Source organism: Kordia aestuariivivens, assembly GCF_014397005.1.
GTDB lineage: Bacteria > Bacteroidota > Bacteroidia > Flavobacteriales > Flavobacteriaceae > Kordia > Kordia aestuariivivens.
Genome location: NZ_JACGWS010000002.1, coordinates 88,168 through 110,935, shown reverse-complemented (window position 1 = coordinate 110,935; position 22,768 = coordinate 88,168). Strand labels below are relative to the sequence as shown.

The 22,768-nt window shown below is 34.0% G+C and carries 26 protein-coding genes; 15 read left to right on the top strand and 11 right to left on the bottom strand.

Annotation, left to right across the window (positions count from 1 at the left end; translation table 11 throughout):
* Positions 1–29: 29 nt before the first annotated feature.
* From H2O64_RS03760 to H2O64_RS03730, 7 genes are all read right to left on the bottom strand, one after another.
* The gene (locus tag H2O64_RS03760) at positions 30–587 is read right to left on the bottom strand and encodes a 1-acyl-sn-glycerol-3-phosphate acyltransferase (protein WP_187560810.1); all 558 of its coding nucleotides are present in this window, start codon (positions 585–587) and stop codon (positions 30–32) included.
* A 238-nt stretch (positions 588–825) separates the two neighbouring features.
* Positions 826–1,908 (bottom strand): iron-containing alcohol dehydrogenase family protein, encoded by a 1,083-nt coding sequence (locus H2O64_RS03755; protein WP_187560809.1) that lies wholly within the window; start codon positions 1,906–1,908, stop codon positions 826–828.
* Positions 1,909–1,954: 46 nt separating this feature from the next.
* Complete coding sequence (locus H2O64_RS03750) at positions 1,955–2,578, bottom strand: CatA-like O-acetyltransferase (protein ID WP_187560808.1); 624 nt, start codon at positions 2,576–2,578, stop codon at positions 1,955–1,957.
* Complete coding sequence (locus H2O64_RS03745) at positions 2,578–3,276, bottom strand: HAD family hydrolase (protein ID WP_187560807.1); 699 nt, start codon at positions 3,274–3,276, stop codon at positions 2,578–2,580. Before H2O64_RS03745 ends, H2O64_RS03750 begins: the two co-directional genes overlap by 1 nt.
* Positions 3,267–3,980, bottom strand: a complete 714-nt coding sequence (kdsB, locus tag H2O64_RS03740; protein ID WP_187561156.1) for a 3-deoxy-manno-octulosonate cytidylyltransferase — start codon at positions 3,978–3,980, stop codon at positions 3,267–3,269. The genes H2O64_RS03745 and kdsB overlap by 10 nt, the downstream gene beginning before the upstream one ends.
* A gap of 67 nt (positions 3,981–4,047) precedes the next feature.
* Positions 4,048–4,941 carry an MFS transporter gene (locus H2O64_RS03735; protein WP_187560806.1) on the bottom strand — a complete coding sequence of 298 codons (894 nt, stop codon included), beginning with the start codon at positions 4,939–4,941 and terminating at the stop codon, positions 4,048–4,050.
* 92 nt (positions 4,942–5,033) lie between these two features.
* Positions 5,034–6,458, bottom strand: coding sequence for an ATP-dependent DNA helicase (locus H2O64_RS03730; RefSeq protein WP_187560805.1), 1,425 nt, complete (start codon positions 6,456–6,458; stop codon positions 5,034–5,036).
* 188 nt (positions 6,459–6,646) lie between these two features.
* On the opposite strand from H2O64_RS03730, the gene H2O64_RS03725 reads away from it, so the two are divergent.
* From H2O64_RS03725 to H2O64_RS03715, 3 genes are read left to right on the top strand one after another with little or no spacing between them, the layout of a single operon-like run.
* Positions 6,647–7,504 carry a hypothetical protein gene (locus H2O64_RS03725; protein ID WP_187560804.1) on the top strand — a complete coding sequence of 286 codons (858 nt, stop codon included), beginning with the start codon at positions 6,647–6,649 and terminating at the stop codon, positions 7,502–7,504.
* Positions 7,482–8,318 carry a DUF3822 family protein gene (locus H2O64_RS03720; RefSeq protein ID WP_187560803.1) on the top strand — a complete coding sequence of 279 codons (837 nt, stop codon included), beginning with the start codon at positions 7,482–7,484 and terminating at the stop codon, positions 8,316–8,318. Before H2O64_RS03725 ends, H2O64_RS03720 begins: the two co-directional genes overlap by 23 nt.
* Positions 8,319–8,885 carry an RsmD family RNA methyltransferase gene (locus H2O64_RS03715; RefSeq protein WP_187560802.1) on the top strand — a complete coding sequence of 189 codons (567 nt, stop codon included), beginning with the start codon at positions 8,319–8,321 and terminating at the stop codon, positions 8,883–8,885.
* A 159-nt stretch (positions 8,886–9,044) separates the two neighbouring features.
* Here the strand turns inward: H2O64_RS03715 and ribH are convergent, their stop codons facing one another.
* Both ribH and H2O64_RS03705 read right to left on the bottom strand, forming a co-directional pair.
* Positions 9,045–9,530: a 6,7-dimethyl-8-ribityllumazine synthase gene (gene ribH / locus H2O64_RS03710; RefSeq protein WP_187560801.1), complete on the bottom strand. Its 486-nt coding sequence runs from the start codon at positions 9,528–9,530 to the stop codon at positions 9,045–9,047.
* Positions 9,531–9,534: 4 nt separating this feature from the next.
* Positions 9,535–10,347 carry a tetratricopeptide repeat protein gene (locus H2O64_RS03705; protein ID WP_187560800.1) on the bottom strand — a complete coding sequence of 271 codons (813 nt, stop codon included), beginning with the start codon at positions 10,345–10,347 and terminating at the stop codon, positions 9,535–9,537.
* A 112-nt stretch (positions 10,348–10,459) separates the two neighbouring features.
* On the opposite strand from H2O64_RS03705, the gene recF reads away from it, so the two are divergent.
* From recF to H2O64_RS03690, 3 genes are all read left to right on the top strand, one after another.
* A complete protein-coding gene (gene recF / locus H2O64_RS03700; protein ID WP_187560799.1) occupies positions 10,460–11,539 on the top strand; it encodes a DNA replication/repair protein RecF in 1,080 nt (359 codons plus the stop codon).
* Positions 11,540–11,545: 6 nt separating this feature from the next.
* Positions 11,546–11,842, top strand: a complete 297-nt coding sequence (locus H2O64_RS03695; protein ID WP_187560798.1) for a DUF721 domain-containing protein — start codon at positions 11,546–11,548, stop codon at positions 11,840–11,842.
* Between the two features lie 365 nt (positions 11,843–12,207).
* Positions 12,208–13,476 carry a S8 family serine peptidase gene (locus tag H2O64_RS03690; RefSeq protein WP_187560797.1) on the top strand — a complete coding sequence of 423 codons (1,269 nt, stop codon included), beginning with the start codon at positions 12,208–12,210 and terminating at the stop codon, positions 13,474–13,476.
* A 376-nt stretch (positions 13,477–13,852) separates the two neighbouring features.
* Here H2O64_RS03690 and H2O64_RS03685 read toward each other — a convergent pair whose 3' ends face one another.
* Positions 13,853–14,272 (bottom strand): nucleoside-diphosphate kinase, encoded by a 420-nt coding sequence (locus H2O64_RS03685; RefSeq protein ID WP_187560796.1) that lies wholly within the window; start codon positions 14,270–14,272, stop codon positions 13,853–13,855.
* Positions 14,273–14,457: 185 nt separating this feature from the next.
* Here H2O64_RS03685 and H2O64_RS03680 point away from each other — a divergent pair, with 185 nt between their 5' ends.
* From H2O64_RS03680 to H2O64_RS03655, 6 genes are all read left to right on the top strand, one after another.
* A complete protein-coding gene (locus H2O64_RS03680) occupies positions 14,458–15,471 on the top strand; it encodes a DHH family phosphoesterase (protein ID WP_187560795.1) in 1,014 nt (337 codons plus the stop codon).
* Between the two features lie 4 nt (positions 15,472–15,475).
* Positions 15,476–16,039 (top strand): gliding motility-associated peptidyl-prolyl isomerase GldI, encoded by a 564-nt coding sequence (gldI, locus tag H2O64_RS03675; protein ID WP_187560794.1) that lies wholly within the window; start codon positions 15,476–15,478, stop codon positions 16,037–16,039.
* 14 nt (positions 16,040–16,053) lie between these two features.
* The gene (locus H2O64_RS03670) at positions 16,054–17,277 is read left to right on the top strand and encodes a peptidylprolyl isomerase (protein ID WP_187560793.1); all 1,224 of its coding nucleotides are present in this window, start codon (positions 16,054–16,056) and stop codon (positions 17,275–17,277) included.
* Between the two features lie 92 nt (positions 17,278–17,369).
* Entirely contained in the window at positions 17,370–17,603 is a 234-nt protein-coding gene (locus H2O64_RS03665; protein WP_187560792.1) for a hypothetical protein, read from the top strand.
* 200 nt (positions 17,604–17,803) lie between these two features.
* Entirely contained in the window at positions 17,804–18,040 is a 237-nt protein-coding gene (locus tag H2O64_RS03660) for a hypothetical protein (RefSeq protein WP_187560791.1), read from the top strand.
* 145 nt (positions 18,041–18,185) lie between these two features.
* Positions 18,186–18,404, top strand: a complete 219-nt coding sequence (locus H2O64_RS03655) for a hypothetical protein (RefSeq protein WP_187560790.1) — start codon at positions 18,186–18,188, stop codon at positions 18,402–18,404.
* Between the two features lie 65 nt (positions 18,405–18,469).
* On the opposite strand, the gene H2O64_RS03650 is transcribed toward H2O64_RS03655, so the two are convergent.
* A complete protein-coding gene (locus H2O64_RS03650; protein WP_187560789.1) occupies positions 18,470–19,933 on the bottom strand; it encodes an aminoacyl-histidine dipeptidase in 1,464 nt (487 codons plus the stop codon).
* Between the two features lie 194 nt (positions 19,934–20,127).
* Here H2O64_RS03650 and H2O64_RS03645 point away from each other — a divergent pair, with 194 nt between their 5' ends.
* From H2O64_RS03645 to H2O64_RS03640, 3 genes are all read left to right on the top strand, one after another.
* Positions 20,128–21,201, top strand: a complete 1,074-nt coding sequence (locus H2O64_RS03645) for a DUF3810 domain-containing protein (RefSeq protein WP_187560788.1) — start codon at positions 20,128–20,130, stop codon at positions 21,199–21,201.
* Between the two features lie 362 nt (positions 21,202–21,563).
* Positions 21,564–21,698 carry a hypothetical protein gene (locus H2O64_RS24150; protein ID WP_262890627.1) on the top strand — a complete coding sequence of 45 codons (135 nt, stop codon included), beginning with the start codon at positions 21,564–21,566 and terminating at the stop codon, positions 21,696–21,698.
* Positions 21,699–21,894: 196 nt separating this feature from the next.
* A complete protein-coding gene (locus H2O64_RS03640) occupies positions 21,895–22,677 on the top strand; it encodes a hypothetical protein (RefSeq protein ID WP_187560787.1) in 783 nt (260 codons plus the stop codon).
* The last annotated feature ends 91 nt before the right edge of the window (positions 22,678–22,768 follow it).

Sequence of the window (22,768 nt, the reverse complement as noted above, 5' to 3'; positions counted from 1 at the left end):
AAAGGAAGAAAACGAATATGTAATGTAATTTACACATTGTAACGAAAACTTTTTTCAGGAACTTTTCCAACAACACCTTCAAAAAATTTGTGAATGTATTCAAAGTCAGCTTCCATATCATCTGTTGGGTAAAAAGGTTCGTCAATTTTGACTTCTTTTTTGCCAAAATCAAACGCCACTAGAGTAATTGGCACCTTTGCTTCTTTTGCAATATAGTAGAATCCTGTGCGGAGTTCTTCAACGCGTCCGCGAGTTCCTTCGGGCGCTAACGTTAATCTAAATTCTTCTTTTCCTTCAAATACACTTGCCATTGCTTGCACTTTATTTTGACCTGGAGTTCTGTCAATCGGCGCGCCGCCTGTCCAACGAAAGTAAGCACCAAACGGAAACTTGAACAATTCCTTTTTCCCTACATAATTGATTTCTTTTTTTGTGATGCTTCTAATCATCAATCCAATAAAGAAATCGTGCCAACTCGTATGCGGAACAACGGCTACGATACACTTTTTTACTTCATCAGAAAAATTGCCTTTAATTTTCCAACCCATGAGTTTGAAGTAAATGAATTTGTAAATAGCTCGCATCATTTAGGGAGTTTTTTAAGTGTTGATTGTTCTTTTTGTAATGGCTTTGCTAATTTACTGAAGTTTTAAGTATTGTACTGTCTAATTAAGAGAAGATTGTGTTTTGGTAGCTTCTAGCAATATTAAAAAACAGATTGCTTCGTTTCACTCGCAAAGACGAATCAAAAAACATTTAGCAAAAAATTCTCAATACTCAATACTAACAACTCACATCTAAAACGGCAGCTGAGCAAAGTCAAAGCTACATCTTCTTATACATATTCTTCAGCTTCTCACGCGTGATGATTTCCTTCCAGTTTTTGCCCAAAGCATTTTCCCAAAGTGGAACTAACATCAACGCAATGTCAATCATTTTGTCGAATTCTTTGTCTGTTAAGTCTTTACAAATTCCTGTTGGAATGTCAATATCGTGTTTACGAACCATTTTTTTGAATTCAGAAACTCCTTGCGGATAGAATTCTTCTAAGTGATTGAAAACAATGCAATTACCAATTCCGTGTTTCGTTCCGAGTAAGTACGAAAGTCCGTAACTCATTGCATGTGCAACACCAACTTGCGAATAGGCAATGCTCATTCCGCCATGCCAAGAAGCCATCATCAATTTGTCTTCTGAATCTTCATCACGTACATTTTTTTCTAAGAAAATGTTTCTACACAGTTCCAGTGCTTTTTCACCATAACTCTGGCTAAATGCATTCAAATAAGTTCCTGTGAGCGATTCTATACAATGTATATAACAATCCATTCCAGTGTAAAACCATTGGTTTTGTGGCACGCCACGCGTCAATTCTGGATCTAATACAACTTGATCAAATGGTGTAAAATCTGAGTTGATTCCCAACTTTTTTTCTGGACCTGTTAAAACTGTTGTTCGTGAAACTTCCGCGCCAGTTCCTGAGATAGTTGGAATTCCAACATGGTATACAGCTTCAGTACTGACCAAATCCCAACCTTGGTAATCGGCAGCACTTCCTTCATTGGTAAGCATTATTGCAACAGCTTTTGCCATATCCAATAACGTTCCGCCTCCAATTCCGATAATTCCTGATGGATTTTGTGTAAATCGCGATTTTAGTTCTTCAACCAAAGCGTCTACTTGTGAAGTTTTAGGTTCTTCTTCCGCAGACACGAAAATAATTTGATCTAAAAAACGAATTGGAATTCTATCTATTAGCCAAGGATTATCTTCAAAAACATCATCCACCAAAAAGATAAACGGCGCTTTGGTATTCACGCGTTTTGGTGACAAAATTTCTTGTATCTGGTTAAAACTTCCTCTTCCGAAGATTACTCTGGGAACCATTGGAAAGTTTTTATACTGCATAGTTAGTTAGTTTAATGATGTAAATATAAATATTACACTAGGTTTTTTAGTGTTTCAGCAAATTTTCTTGAAACTTTTCGGTAAACAGTCCTACATGATAGCCATCCATCAATGCATGATTTACCGATACTGAAACCGATAGTATTTTTTTGTTATTTGTGGCTTCCATTTTACCGAAAGCTATTCTAGGAACCGATTCTTTTTTCCCGTGAAACGGCTCTTTGTGTCCTGTAAAATTCACCCAAGGCAATGCGGAACAGAACACACAATCTTCACTGTTTTTGGGCGGAAACAAATCATCCGAATTTATTATTCGTTCTTTTTCTGCTTCAACATTCTGTTTAAATATTTCAAAGTCAGCATCATAGTCAATAAACGAAAACCCAAAGGTTTTGTCTGGTCGCATGATCGTCGCTGATGCGTGAATTGCTTCGTGAATCACTACTTCATTTTCATTTTCAATGCGATACCGAAATGGTTCAATTGCGTTTACTGCTTTCATACAATCGTGCAAATAGACTGCAAAGAAACTATTTCCGGATGCTTTTGCAAAATCGTACGCTTTAGTCACATCCATTGACGCGGTTACTGCGAAAAACGGATCTTGAAATGTATTGAAAAACTCAAAGTGCTTTTTACGATTCCACGTCTGTACGTTTAATTTCTTCACTATATATAATTTAACACTTCAACAATGCTTTTCACTACATGATATTCGTTTGTTTCTTCATCTGGCAAAACTGTTTCGTGTTGCCAAGTCGTATGAAATGGTACATGAATTGCCTTTCCTCCTATGTTTATAATTGGTAATACGTCTGACTTTAACGAGTTTCCAATCATTAAAAATTCGTTCACATTTATTTCTAAATGGTCTAACAAATCTTGGTAATTTTTTTCTTTTTTATCGCTCATCACTTCTACATGATGAAAATATTTGGTCAAGCCAGATTTTTCAAGCTTTCGTTCCTGATCGAGCAAATCGCCTTTTGTTAAGACTAATAGTCTGTATTTTTTGCTTAATTGTTCTAAAACTTCTTCAATACCATCCAACAATTCTACGGGCATTGCAATCATTTCTTTGCCCAATTCGATAATTTCAGAGAGTACTTTGTTTGAAATTTTCCCGTTAGAAAGTTCAATTGCACTTTCAACCATAGACAACATAAACCCTTTGATTCCGTAACCGTAGATTGAAAGGTTTTTCATTTCCATTTTAAACAACTCTTGATCAATCGTATTTTCGGTCTCGTATGCTGATAACAATTGTGCAAACTTATGTTCTACTTCTCTAAAGTAGGTTTCGTTTACCCAAAGTGTATCATCGGCATCAAAAGCGATTACTTTTACGGTATTATACTTTATTTCCATACTTTTTTCGCGCGTTCTAAATCTTCAGGTGTATCAATTTCTACGCCTTCTATAGACGTTTCTACCATTTTTATTTTTTTACCATATTCTAAATAGCGAATGCATTCTATCTTCTCCGTTGCTTCCAAAGTTTTCATTGGCAGTTCGTGAAAATCAAGTAATGCTTGTTTGCGAAACGCATAGATTCCTTTGTGCTTGTAATATTTTGCGCCTGCATTTTCATCTCTTGGAAATGGAATTGGCGAACGCGAAAAGTATAACGCAAAGTTGCGTTGATCAACAATAACTTTTACGGTGTTTGGGTTTTTGATTTCGTCCCAATCTTTAATTTGCACCATTAGCGAAGCCAAATCGATTTCTTTGTTTGGATCATCATAAAACACATTGATTACTTTTTCCAAACTTTCTTTTTCTGTAAACGGTTCATCGCCTTGCACATTGATCACAATATCTGCTGCAACATTTTGTACCGCTTCCGCGATGCGATCACTTCCCGATTCGTGTTCTTTTTGACTCATAATAACGTTTCCACCATTGCGAGCGATTTCTTCACGAATGATATCGCTATCCGTCACTACATACACTTCTTCAAAAAGTCCAGTAGCAACAGTTGCTTCATACGTTCGGGTGATCACGGTTTTTCCATGCAAGTCTTGCATCAACTTCCCTGGAAATCGAGAAGCTGCATATCGTGCTGGAATCATTGCTATAATTTTCAAATGCGCTGTTTTTATAATCTCAAAAATACAATTTTAATGATAAGAATGTAAATTAATCTTTTATTTCGGTCACTGCTGCATCAGCTGCAATTTTTGCAAAGAGTTGTTGTCCCGTATCTTTGCTAATATGAATAAAGCTAATGAGTTCTCTTTCAGTAAAATCTGACTTTCCTTCTTTGTCAAGTTTATGCTGCATGTTTTTAACAGATAAATAGAATTCTTTCGATTGACTTCTATTTTTTCCGTGATATACTGTCAATACCGAATGTGAACCTTGTCCTGCATTTTCTGCGGGTAACATTGCCATTAATTCTTCGTTGTTTTTAGCCTCTAGTTGTTTTTCTAGTATTCCAGCATTTGGAATGTATTCAAAAGGTCCAATAGCTGTTTGTTCTGCCCAATTATCATCATTTTCTATATAAGGCTCGCATGCTTTGGTATAAGCAAAAAATACAGGAAATGCTATCATGGCAAGTGCTTCTATAACCCAAACTACAGTTAGGAACATACCACTAACGCTTCCGCCACTTCTACCAATTGTCCAAGTTCCTACTTCGTTTATTTCCCAAATCATACTCCATAAAGCATTAGGATTTTTTAGTATATCTAGGAATGTTAATTCTACAAATGCAGATGAATTTACATGATAAGCAACCCAAACAATCCAACTTGCGTATATGCCTGCCAATCCAACAATCAAACCAAATACAATGGCTAGTATTTTGTTCCTCACTTTTCCTAATCCAATCACAAAGTTTGCGACGAATCCTAATCCGAAAGCAATTCCTGCTATGCATAGAAAGTTTAGATACACAAATGGAATGTATAAAATTGCGTATGTATAAATGAAAGCTAATAATGGCGCAGCAATACCAATGGCTAACGCGAGATATAAAAAACTAATAGGGTTAAATTTGCCCGAAGGCTTGTAGTATAAATTGTTCATACAATAAAGAATTAGTGATTGTTAAGTTTTTAAAAATAAAGAAAATATTTTTAGTCGCGTATTTTCTTTTTATAACAACACATATTTTTTTGCTATTCAATGAAGAAATCGTCTGAAAAACCAATAAGATATAAACGCTCTTGGGCTCGTGTCATTGCGGTGTATAACCAACGCATGTATTCTTTTCCAACGCCATTTGGCAAGTATGGTTGCTCAATAAAAACCGTTTTCCATTGTCCACCTTGCGATTTGTGACAGGTAATTGCATAGCTGAATTTTACTTGCAATGCGTTGAAAAACTTATTCCCTTTTACTTTTAGAAATTTTTTATATTTTGAAGTTTCACTTGCGTAATCGGCCATAACTTCTTGATATAATTTGTTTCCATCTTCGTAGGATAACGCTGGTGTTTCTGCATGAATCGTGTCTAGCAACAAAACGGTTTCCAAAGGTTGCTGATTTGGATAATCGACCATACGTATGTTTACTTCCGCAAATCGGAAACCATATAATTCTTTGATTGAGAAAATTTCTAATACTTCAATAATATCTCCATTGGCAATAAATCCTGCTTCGGAAGTTGCTGGCAACCAGAAGTAATTATTTTTGACAACCATTAAATAATCTCCAGCAGATAATTCATTTTCATTGAATAAGATTCGATTTCTAATTTGTTGATTGTATACGTTTGCTCTTTTGTTAGAACGCACAATGATTGCCATTTCTTCTTTTCCGTTATCGGAATATGAATCGCTAATTGCATCTTGAATTTCGTAGCCATCAATTAAACGTACGATATCTGGAAAAGACGACAGTTGAAATTTGAATTCCGAGTAGAATTCATCATGCAATTGTTCGCGTAAATTGGTTGCGTTTACTAAAATTCCAGAATCTGAATCTTGACGTACAACTTCATCTAGTTCAATGACGGTAACATTTTTGTCATAATTTAGTTCCAACGTACGTTCATCCAAGGCTGGACTTAAATCGAGTTTTACTGGTGGTAACTGCGCGGTATCTCCAATTAAAATTAATTTACAATTATGTCCAGCATAGACATACATCATTAAATCATCGAGCAAAGAACCATTTTCAAACAGTTTGGAATCACTTGGCGAATCGGGAATCATAGATGCTTCATCCACAATAAATAATGTGTCACGATGCTTGTTAGGTTGCAATACAAAGCTTACACCACCACTTTTATCTTTCTTGGGAAAGTAAATTTTTCGGTGAATTGTGTGTGCTTGCTTTTTGGAATAGTTGCTAATTACTTTTGCCGCACGACCTGTTGGAGCTAATAGTACTGACTTTTTTTTTGTATGCCATAAATGTGTGACTAACGTACCAATAGTCGTTGTTTTTCCTGTCCCTGCATATCCTTTTAGCAGAAACAATGCATCTTTATCATCGCCATAAATAAACTCCGAAAGCTTGTGTAAAACTACATCTTGCTTGAAAGTAACTTCGTGTGGAAATTTACTTTTTAGTATTTTATAAAATGCAGTTGCGTCCATAATGTAGTAATTATCCTCTTTTTGCTGTGTATTGCATAGCGAAAATAGAAAAGTAAATTGAATGAATGCGGAACATTTGGTTTTTTATAAATATAACATGCTTTTTTTAGTGAAATACTTTTACGATTAAAAAAAAATTGTAGATTTGCGTATATTGATGTTCTTAAACAAAACTATTCTTAATAGAGATGAAACACGCAAAACAAAAATTCAATTTAGTCTTATCATTAATAACTGCTTTCTTACTTCTTCCAGCTTTAGTATTAGCTCAAGATAGTAACGTAGTTGAAAAAGGTTCATTCGAAGCACTGAAAACACCAATTATTCTAGTCGTAGCGTTAGTTGTAGCTATCGGACTTTTGTTTTTGATTGAAAAGTTAATTCCACGAAAAGTAAGACCTGTATTTTCTATAGTGTTTTTATTAGCATCTGTATTCTTCGGTTATAAGATATATATGTCAATTATGGCACCTGTTAAATTTAAGCAAATTAAAACAGAGCGTTACGCTAATGTCATTGATAATTTAAAAGATATTAGAGATTCACAACTAGCACATAAAACGATTACTGGAGATTATGCAAAAGATTTTTCAGCACTAGAGCGTTTTATTGATACTGCTCAGTATGCAATTGTAGAAAAAAGAGATACGAGTTATATTGTATTCGACAAAGTATACAAGATTGATAAGCTTCAAGAAGAAGTTATTATTGATACACTTAGTTTTAAACCAGTAAGAGATTCACTGTTTAAAGGCACTGATCGTTATAAGAAAATGAAATATGTACCGCATGCTAAAAATGATAAAGAGACTTTTAAAATGAAGGTTGGCTCATTAATCATTAATGGGTATACAGCGCCTGTTTTTAAAGTATCTGTAGACAAAGACATTATTTTACATGACTTAAATAAAGATTTATTAAGACAAGAACAAAGAATCGTTTCTGTAGATGAAGTTGATGGAAAAGAAATTTTCGTTGGATCCCTTGAAAAGGTGAGTGATAGTGGAAATTGGCCAACAAGCTATGAAATTGAAGACAAAAAATAAACATACAAATCAATTAGATTTTCAAAAGTTGTCCATTCAGGTATCTCTGAATGGACTTTCTTTTTGTATCCTAGATACCATTGAGAATGAAATTACGGATATTCGTCATTTTCAATTCAATACCGTAACAAATCCGTTACAATTAGAAACCGAAATTAATACCATTTTTGAACAGCACGCTGAAATCCTTGAACAGTCTTTTCAAGCTGTTACTGTAAGTCATATCAATACCTTATCGACGTTTGTACCAAAACCTTTATTCTCTGATAAAAACCTTGCAGATTATCTAAAATACAACAACAAGATTTTAGCAAACGATTACATGACTTTTGACGTGATTTCAAACAATGACATGGTCAATGTATACATTCCGTATGTAAATATCAACAACTTGTTTTTTGAAAAATATGGCGCGTTTACGTATCGACATTTCGCAACGATACTGATTGAGAATATTTTTCAACTATCAAACAATAGCGAAGAACCTACCGTATATGTGCATGTACAAAAGGAACAGTTTGAAATTATCATCATTCAAAACAAAAAATTACTGTTATACAATTCCTTTGAATACAGTTCTTCCGAAGATTTTATTTACTACTTATTATTTACTTTAGAACAGTTAGAATTGAACACAAATACGCTTCAACTCTATTTTCTAGGTGATATTTCAAAAGAAGATGTGTTATATACTGTTGCCTATACGTACATTCGCAATGTTGATTTTCTAGAGAAAAATTACAGCTTCAATTTTACTACAAATGTAGAAAAACCCGCAAGTCATCGCGATTTCACCTTATTAACAAACTTTTAGATGCGAATTATTTCAGGAAAACATAAAGGAAGAAGATTGACAGCTCCTAAAAAGCTGCCTGTTCGACCAACAACCGATTTAGCAAAAGAATCGCTTTTTAATATTCTAAATAATCATTTTTACTTTCACGAAATTAGCGTACTCGATTTATTTTCAGGAACTGGAAATATCAGTTATGAATTTGCTTCACGCGGTACAGAAGTCATTACTGCCGTTGATGGCGATTATGGCTGTGTTAGTTATATAAAAAAGACCTCAGAAACTTTAGAACTCGATATTACAGCGATTAAAAGTGATGTATATAAGTTTTTAGAACGTACACACTTAACATCGGATGTCGTATTTGCAGATCCTCCGTATGCGTTTACACAAGAACAATTTGAACGAATCGCAACGATCGTTTTTGAAAGAGCATTGCTTTTAGAAGATGGTTTTTTAATTATAGAACACGCTAAAGAAACTAAATTAGAACATGTTCCAAACTTTAGTTTCTCTAAAAGTTATGGCGGTTCCGTATTTAGCTTTTTTCAGCTTCCTGAAACAGAAACAACTGACGAAGAAGAATAAGTGTATTGTGATTCCGTTTCGCACTTGATGTGGAATCCACATACAACTTCACTTTTACCACAATAGATTCCTGCCTTCGCAGGAGTGACAAAGATAAAAATAGAAAAACCGTTTCAGAAATATTCCGAAACGGTTTTTATATTTTATAAAGAATCGTGATTAAAGTTTTCGCAATGCGGCCATTTTAATCGCAGCTACTGCCGCTTCAACTCCTTTATTACCGTGAATTCCACCTGAACGATCAATTGCTTGTTGCAAGGTATTATCTGTCAACACACAAAAAATTACAGGAGTATTGTGGTTTACATTTAAGTCTTTAATTCCGTGTGCAGTTGCGCTACAAACAAAATCAAAATGTTTCGTTTCTCCTTGTATTACACTTCCAATAGCAATAATAGCGTCAACATTTTGCGTTTGTAGCATACGTTTTGCTCCATAGACCAATTCGTAACTTCCAGGAACGTCCCAGCGAATGATATTAGCTTCCGTTACGCCATTCTCTGTTAAGGCAGCAATTGCGCCTTTACAAAGTCCTTCAGTGATATTTTCGTTCCACTCAGAAACAACAATCCCAAATCGAAAGTCTTTCGCATTTGGGATTGTAGCTTTATCGTATATAGATAAATTTTTATTTACTGTTGCCATAATTTTATTTCAAAGCTTCAGCTTTTCCAATATATGCATCTAACATTTTTCCATCAGCAGTACTCTTAAAGCTAGTATACTCACTTTCAATTCTGTTGAAATATTCTAATGCTTTACTACCATTTCCTAAATCTAAAGCTGTCATTCCGGCTTTTAATAAAAAGATAGGTGTTGTTGCATCATTTTTACTGTGCTTAAATGCTTTTTCGTAGTATTCTAATGCTTCAGCTTGTTGTCCTAATTGAGCAAATGCATCTCCAATAGCTCCTTTAGCTTTCGCTCCGATGATAATATCAGACGAATCAAACGCTTGTAAATGTTTGATTGCTAATTCATATTTGTTTAAGTTCAAATATGCAATTCCAGCACTATAGTTTGCTAAGTTTGCAGCATTTGTTCCTGAATAGTTAGAAATAATATTCAAATAACCAAATTTTCCGTCTCCACCATTCAATGCTAACGTAAATAAAGAATCTCTTGTTGCGAGTCCGTTCAATACCTCATCGTTTACATTGACATTAATTGCTTGGTTGAAGTATGAATTTGCTTGAAACACTTCGTTTGCAGCTTCTGCTTCTTTTGGTGCTGAAAATACTTTGCTATACACTAAGTATCCTAAAAGCACAACAGCAATCGCACCAATACCGATAAAGATATATTTTTGGTTAGCTGCTACCCATTCTTCCGTTTTGGACGCAGTTTCATCTAAAGTATTAAAGACTTCTGCTGTTGTACTATCAATATCTTCAGCAGAAACTTCTTTCCCCTTCTCTTCTTTAGTCTTTACTTTATATCCTCTTTTCTTGTAAGTTGCCATAAATTGTATTATTAATGTGCGCAAAAATAAAATTTTTAAGTAGAACTAAAAGCTTATTTATTTGATATTTTTCAATAATTTGCATTTTTATTGTAATGACGCTACTATTTTCATGTTTCTAAAGAAGTTATCTCTGATCAATTATAAGAATTTTGACACAAATTCTTTTGATTTCAATCCAAAAATAAATTGCCTCGTTGGGAATAACGGCGTTGGGAAAACCAATGTGTTAGACGCTATTTACCATTTATCGTTCGGAAAAAGCTATTTTAATCCTGTTGCGAGTCAAAATATTAAGCATGGAGAAGATTTCTTTGTGGTTGATGGTTTGTATGAAAAAGGTGAAAGAGACGAAAATATTATTTGTTCTTTAAAGAAAGGACAAAAGAAAATCGTGAAACGCAATGGAAAACCGTATGATAAGCTATCGGAACACATCGGATTTATTCCATTAGTGATAATTTCACCCGCAGATCGCGATTTAATTATTGAAGGAAGCGATACACGTCGAAAGTTTATGGACGGTGTTATTTCGCAATCGAACAAACAATACTTACAAAACCTCATCAATTATAATAAAGTGCTTTCGCAACGAAATTCATTGTTGAAGTATTTTGCGCTGAATAGTACATTTGATGGTGACACACTTAGTATATATAACGATCAATTACACGATTTAGGCACTAAAATTTATGCAGAACGTAAAAAGTTTGTAGAAGCGTTTGTACCAATTTTTATTTCGCGTTACAACGCAATTTCCAATCAAAAAGAAATTGTTAATATCAGTTACAAAAGTCAGCTACATGAAAAAGATTTTCGATCTTTGCTAGAAGAAAGCTTAGCTAGAGACAAAGTTTTGCAATATACTAGTGTTGGCGCACACAAAGATGATTTATTATTTGCGATAGAAACCTATCCAATCAAGAAGTTTGGGAGTCAAGGACAGCAAAAATCGTTTCTAATTGCATTAAAGTTAGCACAGTTTGATATTATTAAACAATTAGCAAATATAACTCCTATCCTATTATTGGATGATATTTTTGATAAATTGGATGAAGAACGCGTTGCACAAATTATGTCATTGGTAAATCATGATGATTTCGGACAATTGTTTATCAGCGACACGCATGTAGACAGAACAGAAGCAATAGTAAAAGAGATTCATCAATCGTACGAGATTTTTAAATTGTAATTTATTTTGAAAAAAAGACACACTGAACATAGAGCCATTAGCGAAGTACTGAAAGATTTTGTTTCCGAACACCGATTAGAAGATGGTTTGGACAAAATTGATGCGCGTGATGCGTGGGCAAAATTGATGGGAAATGGTGTAAATACATATACTACAAATGTTATTTTAAAAAACGATACGCTTCATGTATCACTATCTTCTGCGGTATTGCGAGAAGAATTGAGCTATGGAAAAGAAAAAATCATCCGATTACTTAATGAAAGTTTGGGCAAAGATTTGATTAAGCATATTATTTTACGATAGATTTATTTTCTAGACTCACTTATGCTCTTAGATTTATTATTCCTGCTAAGACAAAAACGAATCTACTAAAAGCGAAGCGATACTAAAAATCCAAAAGCTCACATTTTTTTGTCTCCTTATTGTTCAAAAATCTACATTTTACTGTCGACTCATTTCAGAAAAAAACTAATTCTTAATGTTATAGCATTGCTATAATTTAAGTTTCACAAACTCTACTTTCCCCTAAAGTTAGTTTATTTTTCACATTAAAAAATAAGCAAAAACCTTAAAAAAAATAAGTAAAAACATTTAAAAAAGTAAGTTTAACCTTTTCCTTCCAAAAAAAATATATTGTAGTATTGTCCCTAACCAATAAACCAAATACCATGAAAAAGAATTTCAAATTAATTTACGTATTATTACTAGTATTCATTACATCCTGTTCAACGGATAGTGTTACAACAATCGATGATGATCTTTTAGAAAAAAGATCTGACCAAACGGAAGTTATACAAGATGAATATATCATCGTATACAAAAAAAGTGCAAATTCAGGTAAGATGAATTATTCTCCAACAAAAAGAGGAAAAACTCCTGAATTGATAAAAATTCAGAATTACTACAGAACAAAATCATTAGCTACTCTTAAGCTAATTGGTAAAGGTGAAGATAATTTAGGATTTGTTTACACTGGTGCAGTTCAAGGTTTTCATGCCAAAAACCTATCAAGTGAAGATGTAAAAATCTTATTAGATGATGAAAGCATCGATTTTATCGAACCTAATCGCAAAGTTATCAGTGATTTACCAAAACCAAAAAATCCTCAAGGAGTAAAGTTACCATCAAATAATGGAATAAACGGAAAATCAGATACTACCTTGCCAAGCGGAGATTTTTTACCGTGGGGCGTTGATTATACTGGAAGAGGAGATAATACAGATACTGATAGATATGTATTTGTTATGGATACAGGGATTGCTCCACATCCAGACCTAACTATAAACAGTCAATATTCAAAAAATTTTTCTACTTTGAATGAAACAGATTGGATTGACAGAGATGGTCATGGTACACATGTCGCAGGAACAATTGGAGCTAAAGCTAATGGTTCTGGTGTTATAGGTGTTGCGTACGGATCAACATTAGTAGCTGTTAAAATTCTTGGAGATGATGGAAGTGGTTCTCTTGACGGTATTCTTGCTGGAGTTGATTATACATATAACACCTCTTTAGCAGGAGACGTATATAATTATTCTGTTGGTTTCGAGAATCGACAAACTAGCACTGCCATAGACAATGCGTTTACAACATTAGGTAATAAAATTTCTGGTGCTATAGCAGCTGGTAATAGTAATGACAATACTTTATTCTATTCTCCACAACGTTTGCAAACTAGCCGTACTTGGATGGTTGGTAATCTTAGACGTAATATCACTCCAAGCGGTAGCTCATGTTATGGTGCTTCTGTAGATAGATGGGCTCCAGGTACAGATGTATGGTCAACTTGGTTAAACGGTGGATACAACAGAATTTCAGGAACTTCTATGGCGTCTCCACATGTAGCTGGAATACTCGTAGTTCGAGGAAACAATTCAGTTGGTACAAACGGAAATACATCTAAAAATGGGTTTAGTGCCCCGAATGCTAAAAGATAATAAGCTTATTAAATTTTATTCTTTCGCTTGATACCTCCTAAAAAAACATTACAGTTTTGAATGGATGAAATCTCAGATAAGACAACTATCTTATCTGAGATTTTTTTAATCCATTTTTACCTCACTTTATGTTTCCAATGCAGTTATTCAGGTAAACATTTGATAAAATAAATCTGGTCTTATAATATTATAAATATTAATATTTTGTCTAACAATTATTTTCATTAGATGCATACTAACATTAATTGTATTAACTAAGCGTAAAACGTATGCTAATAATCCAAAAGCGCCAGCGTGTCTAAAAAAAGTCTAAAACAAAAAAGCCTCAACCAAACGATTGAAGCTTCTCTTTATAAAATATTTTTTGTTTTTTTACTTAGAAAATCTCTCTTCCTGAAAAGTGAAAAGCACCTTCAATAGCTGCGTTTTCATCGCTATCAGAACCGTGAACTGCATTTTCTCCGATAGAAGTTGCATATAAATTTCTGATTGTTCCTTCTGCTGCTTCTGAAGGATTTGTAGCACCAATTAAGGTTCTAAAGTCACTAACTGCATTTTCTTTTTCTAAAATTGCAGCTACAATTGGTCCTCTTGTCATGAATTCTACTAACTCACCAAAGAAAGGTCTTTCGTTGTGTACAGCGTAAAATTCTTCTGCGTCACGCTTACTTAATTGCGTTAACTTCAATGCAACAATGTTGAATCCTGAGGCAGTAATTTTTTCTAAAATTGCTCCGATGTGTCCGTTTTCAACAGCATCAGGCTTGATCATGGTAAAAGTTCTTTTTCCAGCCATTACGGTATGTATAAATTATTATAGTTCTTATTTTGTAAAAATCATACTTGATTTTCGGTGCAAAAGTACACAAATACAATTTATTTGCAACTGTATTTTAGTATATTAGCCAGCTATGAAATAAGAAGTGCTAAAATCTTCATTATTTTCATACGTTGAAGAGTCAAATTACAGAATACATACGCATGAACGAAGCTGAAATACAAGGCATACAAACGTTGTTAAAAACACTAAAGAATATTGTTATTATTCCACATAAAAACCCTGATGGAGATGCTGTTGGTTCAACGCTCGCACTATGGCACTACTTAAAAAACAAAGAACATAACGCTGTAATTGTTGCACCAAATGATTATCCTAATTTTTTAAAATGGATGCCTGGTGAAAGTGAAATTGTAAAGTTTGACAGTCAACGTGAACAAGCAGAAGCTTTGTTGGAAAACGCCAATGTTATCTTTACGTTAGATTTTAATGATTTGAGTAGAATTGGCGATATGGAGCACTCAGTTGCAGCTTCCGAAGCTACTTTTATTATGATTGATCATCATCAGCAACCATCTGACTATGCAAAATTCATGTATTCTGATACAAGCATGAGTTCTACCTGTGAAATGGTGTATAATTTTATTGCTTTTTTAGGCGATGAGGATAGTATCACTGCTGAAATGGCTTCGTGTATGTACACCGGAATCATGACAGATACAGGATCATTCCGATTCAAAGCTACGACAAGTACTACACACCGAATTATTGCAAACCTAATTGATAAAGGTGCTGAAAATGCTGCCATTCACAATGCTATTTATGACACCAATAGCTTAAGTCGATTACAATTAATGGGCTGTGCATTGAAAAATTTAGTCGTTTTAGAAGAATACAATACGGTATATATCACAATAAGTAAAGAAGAGTTACAACGCTACGATTTTAAGAAAGGTGACACCGAAGGCTTAGTAAATTATGGATTATCATTAAAAGGTATTAAATTTGCTGCAATTTTTATAGAAAACCTACAAGAACCGTATGTAAAAATGTCACTACGATCTAAAGGTGATTTTTCAGTAAATGAATTTGCGCGTGCACACTTTAATGGTGGCGGGCATACAAATGCAGCTGGCGGAAGAAGTGATGATTCAATGGAAGATACAATTGCAAAATTCACTAAACTTTTAAGCCAATACAAATCAGCATTAAACTAAAAATATGTTTAAAAAAGTCATCCTTATTGGTATTGTTTTCATCGCTGTGGTTTCATGTGCTCAAAAAGAAGCGCGGAAACCTGTGAGTATTCGTTCTGGTACTTTTTTAAAGGAATCCGTAAAACGAAACAAAGCCTTGATTGCCAAAGAAGAAGCTGCTATTCAAAAATACATGGATCTAGATACGGTAAACACTTATTTAGCGTCTCCAAATGGTTTTTGGTATTTCTACAATGAAAAAACTACCCTAGAAACGTATCTTCCCAAAAAAGGAGATACTTTAGTTTATGCGTTCAATGCTTCAAGAATTGCGGGCGCTACTATTTATTCTAATGAAGAAATTGGTATTCAAGAATATGTCGTAGACAAACAACAAACCATTCCTGGACTGCGTTATGGCTTACAATTGATGAAAAAAGGAGAAACAGTAACTTTCCTTTTTCCTTCACACATTGCGTATGGATATCATGGAGATAACAAAAAAATTGGAACCAACGTTCCGATTCAATCAACAATAACCCTACTTAATATTAAAAAAGACAACAAAAACCTAGAAACAGAAAATTAAAAATGAACGTACTCATGAAAAAAATCACATTACTAATGGCAATCATTGCTTTAGGATTTACTGCCTGCAAAAGCAGCGAATATGTTGGATTAGCTGACGGAATTTATGCAGATATACAAACTAGCAAAGGTCCAATTTTAGTAGAATTAAATTATAAGGAAACACCTGTTACTTCGGCAAACTTCATTGGTTTGGCAAAAGGAACGCATCCACAATTGGTAGATAGCTTAAAAGGAAAACCATTTTATGATGGTCTTATTTTCCACAGAGTCATGAAAAACTTTATGATTCAAACTGGAGATCCATTAGGAACTGGAATGGGCAATCCTGGTTATAAGTTTGACAGTGAACTTATTCCAACATTAAATCACGACCAAGCCGGAACGTTGGCAATGGCAAATTCAGGTCCAAATACAAATGGAAGTCAATTTTACATTACACATGTTCCGTATCCTTCTTTAAATGGAAGATATGTCGTTTTTGGAAACGTTGTGATTGATCCTGTAAAAGAAAAAGAGTTACGTGCTGAAATATCAGATACTATAGCATTGCAAAAAGCAATTGACGTTGCAAAAATGGAAACAGTAGATGCTATTGCAAATGTGACAGTTTCAACAGATCCAAACACAAAAAACAGACCGCTTGAGGACGTTAAAATGATTTCAGTGAAAATTATCCGTGTTGGTAGTGAAGCAAAAGCATTTGATGAAGTAAAAGTATTCTCTAATCAGTATGCTGAAAAAGTTAAGGCCATGGAAAAGGCTAAAGCAAGAGCTCAAGAACTTTTAGCTAATAAAGAAAAGGCAACTAAAAAATTCATCCAAGAAATTAAAGGTCAAAAGGGTAAAGCGACTAAACTACCTTCAGGCTTAGGTATATTATACATAAAAAAAGGTGATGGAAAAAAGCCAAATATCGGAGAGAAAGTAAGTGTTGAATATGCTGGATATCTTGAAAATGGAACTTTGCTTGATGCTACTTCATTTAAACTATCAGAAGAATTTGGCCAAATAAATGAACGCAAACTAAAAGGAAATGGTTACGATAAACCTATGGTTACTGACTATAGTAATGATACTGATTTAATAGCAGGTTTTAAAGAAGGACTTTTAAACATGAGAGTTGGTGACAAAGTCCGTTTGTTTATTCCTTCTCATTTAGCATGGGGAGAAAGAGGCGCAGGTGGTATGATTCCACCTAATGCTGATGTCATTTTTGATATCGAATTAATAAAATAATTTTAACAAGAAGAATTTTATTAAAAAAATACCGTTCTACTTTTTAACATTAAACATTAATTATGAAAAAGAAGAATTTAAAAAGCTTGAAATTGAATAAGAAGTCAATTTCATCATTATCAGGAATGCATAAAATTATTGGTGGATCTGATTCTTGTGGAGTATGTCCAAATATAGATGATTCATTGAATGCAGCATGTACTGCAACTGGAGATCAATGTGATTTTTCTCTTAATTGGAATGATAATTGCCCTAATGGCTCTGGAATTATTTCTTGTTTGCCATCTAACGAATCCCCAGATACGGTAGTTCATTATCCACAGTAGAGATGAAGTGAAATTAAATTAAACTTAAAGCTTAAATATAAATCGGTCATTACAGAGTTTGTAATGATCGATTTTTTTATACCCTTTATTGTAGCACCGTACTTAACTTTAGGAAAAACACCTTACAAGAAACGTTTTTCTACTCTTTCATAAAACATTGTTTATCAGGATATTTGAATATAACCAAAAAAATAAATATCATGAAAAAACAAAAAATTTCTTTACAACTACGCAAACAAAAAATTTCGTCACTTACGGAGAAACAAGTACAAGGTGGTAATTTTACTTTTACAATTACAGTTCCAATACGAACAATACAAAACACCTGTATTTCAGTTCAAATAAATTGTAAATCTATTCTTATTGCATGCGATCCTATCATAACAGTAGCATCGGTTTGTTGTCCAACAACACAACCACCAACATATATTTGCTAGAAAATACAATCTGTAAGTTAAAAGCCTCTTTTTCCAAAAAAGGGGCTTTTACATGAGGTAAAACACCGTATACAATATATCTGTTTTCCTGTTTTGAGTTTTTGCCACTTGAAAGATATTTGCAACGAAACAAAAAACACATATCATGAAAAAACAAATGAAAACTTTAGGATTAAAAAAGCAAACAGTTTCTTCTTTAGAAGCTAGTCTAGTACAAGGTGGTGCACCAACAACACACTCAATGGTAACCATGGAAAAATGGTGCGTGAGTCAACTCATCTGTGAGCCAGTACCACAAGAACCAACTCCAATAACAAATCAGTCACATTCAAACTGTGGTCAATGCAGTGTTGTTTGCGGATAATCACATCAGAAAAGCAAAAAGCTCCTCAATTGAGGAGCTTTTTTAGTTTTATACTTTTTCTAAAATTATTTCTTCGGAATGTTCTTCAAAACTTCCAATACGTAGTTCCAATATTTTTGTGTAGAAGAAATACTTGCGCGTTCGTCTGGTGAATGCGCTCCACGAATAGTAGGTCCAAAACTAATCATTTCCATGTCTGGATAATTAGTTCCTAATATTCCACATTCCAAACCTGCGTGACAAGCCGCTACATGTGGCGCTGAGTTATTGTTTAATTTCTTATACAAATCAACCATTACTGGCAAAATAGAAGCATTCATGTTTGGTTCCCAACCTGGATACGAACCTGAAAATTCAACTTCGCAACCCGAAAGTTCAAAAGCAGCTCTCAACTTCGTTGCCAAATCCATTTTTCCACTTTCTACAGAAGAACGCGTCAAACATCCAACTTTGATTTCACCGTCTTTAATAATCACACGTGCCACATTATTTGAGGTTTCTACTAAATCTTCTATATCTGGACTCAAACGATATACACCATTGTGTGCAGCATATAACGAACGTGTAATTCCTTCTTGCACGCCCAATTCTACGACTTCACTTGGTGTTTCTGTAACTGTATATGTAATGTCTAAATCTGCTTCAACAGTAGCAAATTCTTTTTTAATTGTATCAATTTGCAGTTGCATTTCAAACTCAAAAGCTTCTTGATGTACTTTATCAATCACAACGAGTGCAAAACTTTCTCTAGGAATCGCGTTTCGCAAACTTCCACCATTAACTTCCGAAATGCGCAATCCGAAGTTTTCAAATCCATCAAACAACAAACGATTCATCAACACATTTGCGTTTCCAAATCCTTTATGAATGTCCATTCCACTGTGTCCACCTTGCAATCCACTAATCTCAATTTTATACGCAATTACATCTTCTGGTGTAGGTTCTTCAACATACGAACGAGTTGCTGTGACATCAATTCCGCCTGCGCAACCGATTCCGATTTCGTCATCTTCTTCCGTATCAAGATTCAATAAAATTTCACCTTCAAGCAATCCACCTTTCAAGCCCATTGCTCCTGTCATTCCAGTTTCTTCATCAATCGTAAACAATGCTTCTAGCGCAGGATGCGCGATCGTTTTACTTTCTAAAATTGCCATAATCGTTGCAACGCCAAGTCCATTATCTGCACCAAGTGTTGTTCCTTTTGCGCGTACCCAATCGCCATCTACAACCATTTCAATACCTTGTGTATCAAAATCAAATTCAGTATCGGAATTCTTTTGATGTACCATATCTAAATGCGATTGCATTACAATGGCTTTTCGGTCTTCCATTCCTGAAGTTGCTGGTTTTTTGACAATTACATTTCCAACTTCATCAATAACTGTTTCTAAGCCTAAATCTTCTCCGAATTTCTTCATAAAAGCAATCACACGTTCTTCTTTTTTCGAAGGTCGTGGTACTGCGTTTAAATCTGCAAATTTATTCCAAAGTCCGTTAGGCTCTAAAGTTCTTACTTCTTGACTCATGCTATTTTTTTATTATGATTGAATACAAGTTGCAAAGGTAAATGTTTGCTCCTAAAATTGCCTGTTTTTTACAAATACATTCTGAAACTATTTTGGCACTGACGAAAAAATTACGTTCATTTTAGAAATAATGATTTAGTTTTTTTACATTAGCTATGTAACATCTTCCCAAATGGTGTTCAAATGTATTGCTTATGACCAAGAGAACAAAACTACTGATTGCACTATCTTTCCCTATCCAATTCATTGCAATTAAGATACTTGCAAGCTATCCTGAGTTTATAGAAACTTATTATAGCAACGGATTATATCCTATAATTTCTAAGATTTTCAGAGTCATTTTTGGCTGGATTCCATTCTCAATGGGCGATATATTTTATACAATTGCTGGAATTTTAATCATTCGCTACATTTATAAAAACTTTCGCTTGTTTCGAAAAGAATACAAACGTGTGCTACTTGATGTTTATATTGTAATTACGGTTACGTACTTTGCTTTCCACTTACTTTGGGGAATGAATTATTACCGATTGCCATTATATAAATCGTTAGCACTCGATCGTAAATATTCCACCGAAGAATTGGTAAGTTTTACTGAAAGAGTCATCGCGAAAGCAAATGCGGTACAATTTCAAATTACACAAAATGATACGGTAAAAGTAGAAGTTCCGTACAAAACCAGCGAAATTTTCAAAAAGACAGTGAACGGTTATGACAATTTCAGTGCAGAAGAACCACAATTCAAATTCACACATCGCAGCTTAAAAAAATCTATTTATAGTGGATTTTTAACCACAATGGGCTTTAGTGGATATCTCAATCCGTTTACGAATGAAGCGCAGATCAATGCTAAAATTCCTGTGTACAAATTTCCAGTAACCGCAAGTCACGAAAAAGCACACCAAATTGGCTATTCGGCAGAAAACGAAGCTAATTTTATTGGTTGTATGGCAGCTTTGCACAATGATGATATTTACTTTAAATATGGCGCGTACAACTTTATGACGTGGCATTGTTTAAAAGAAGTATACCGAAGAAATCCTGAGGAATACGAACGTTTAAAAGTCACATTGCATCCAGGAATTCAGAAAAATTACGATGAAGTTCGTGCGTTTTGGACGGCGCATAAAAATCCGCTAAAACCGATGTTCAAATTTACATTTGATCAATTCCTCAAAGCGAACAATCAATCTGGTGGAATTTTGAGTTACAGTTATGTGGTTTCGCTGTTGGTGAATTATGATAAAAAACATCCGCTGATTCCGTAAGTACGAAAACATACATTTTTCCGCTCTAGCTTTATGATAAAAATCTTCTTTTATGCTTTTTTTATTTCGCTTGCGCGAGAATGAACACACCTGAGAAACTTCCTCAATTTTAGCAGCTACCAAATCATAGAACAATTACCAGAAAATTAAATTTAGAAGCGATATTAAATAAATAAGCTTGTATTAATCACACTATGAATCTGCAACATATTATCATATCTACTACGGATCAATTCATTGTAATTAAGTACTATCCACTTTATAAATTGAACATAAGCACTTTATAAAACGAACAATGCTTCTCTTTTTATTCATTAATACTAATGCTAGTTTTGTTTCATTATTAATTTAAAACATTTATTATGAAAAAAAAGAATCTTAAAAGCTTTAAGCTTAAAAAAGAATTGGTTTCTTCTTTAGACTCTAAAAAACGGAATTCAATAAAAGGTGGTAGTTATTCATGTTACTACGGTAGCAGATGCTGTCATGTACACTAGTATTTCAAGAAGCGAACTTCGGTTCGCTTCTATTTTATTCTCTATAAAAACATCAGCTAGGTATTGAATATAATTTCTTCTGATTTGTTTGTCTAATTTGGCTTTTTTCTTAAAATGCAAGGCGCTAACAAATACATATATCACTACCAAAAAAATACAAGCTGTACGAAAACATACATTTTCTCGTTTTATCTACATGACAAGAATCTATTTTCTTCTTTTATGCTTTCTTTGTTGCGCTTGCGCGAAAGAACACAGCAAAAGTTCAACCGCTGTTGCTACGAAAATAACGCCCGATGTAGCAACTATAATTCCTATTGATCCTGCTACACTAGATTCTTTACGGCTAGGCATCAACTTTACACCAAAAGGAAATTACAACACGATCAAACAATCGCTACAACAAGACAGAGCTTATTTCGCAAGACAATTTCAACAAAACAATTCAACAGCAATTGATTCAGCTTCTAGTTATTTATACAATAAATTACTCAACGAAATCGTGCCACATTGGTATGGAACGCCATGGGATTTTAACGGACATACAAACATTCCAAATGATGGAGAAATTGCTTGTGGCTATTTTGTGTCCACAACCTTAAAACACTTAGGTTTTCAACTCAATCGTTACAAAATGGCGCAAGAAGGCGGCATGAACGAAGCCATTACGCTTCAACCACGCGCTGAATTGAAAATATATCGAAATATATCTTTCCAAAATCTTCAAAAAAAGCTGAACAAAATCTACAAAGACGGCATTTACTTTGTCGGATTGAGCAATCATGTTGGGTATGTTTTGCTAAAAAACAAAAAACTCTACTTTCTACATTCAAGCTATTACGATGATAAAGTTATGATTGAAAAAGCGGAAACATCTCCATGTTTTCAAAGTGATATTTATGTCTTTGCCGAAATTACCACAAATCGAAAATTAGTCCAAAAATGGATTCAAAACACGCCGATTTCAATTCATAAATAAACGTTAAAAAACTCTTAAAACAGTCTACAAAGTACATTCATACCTTATCTTTAGGACTTAAACTAATCAACCCAATTTTAATGCAAAAAGC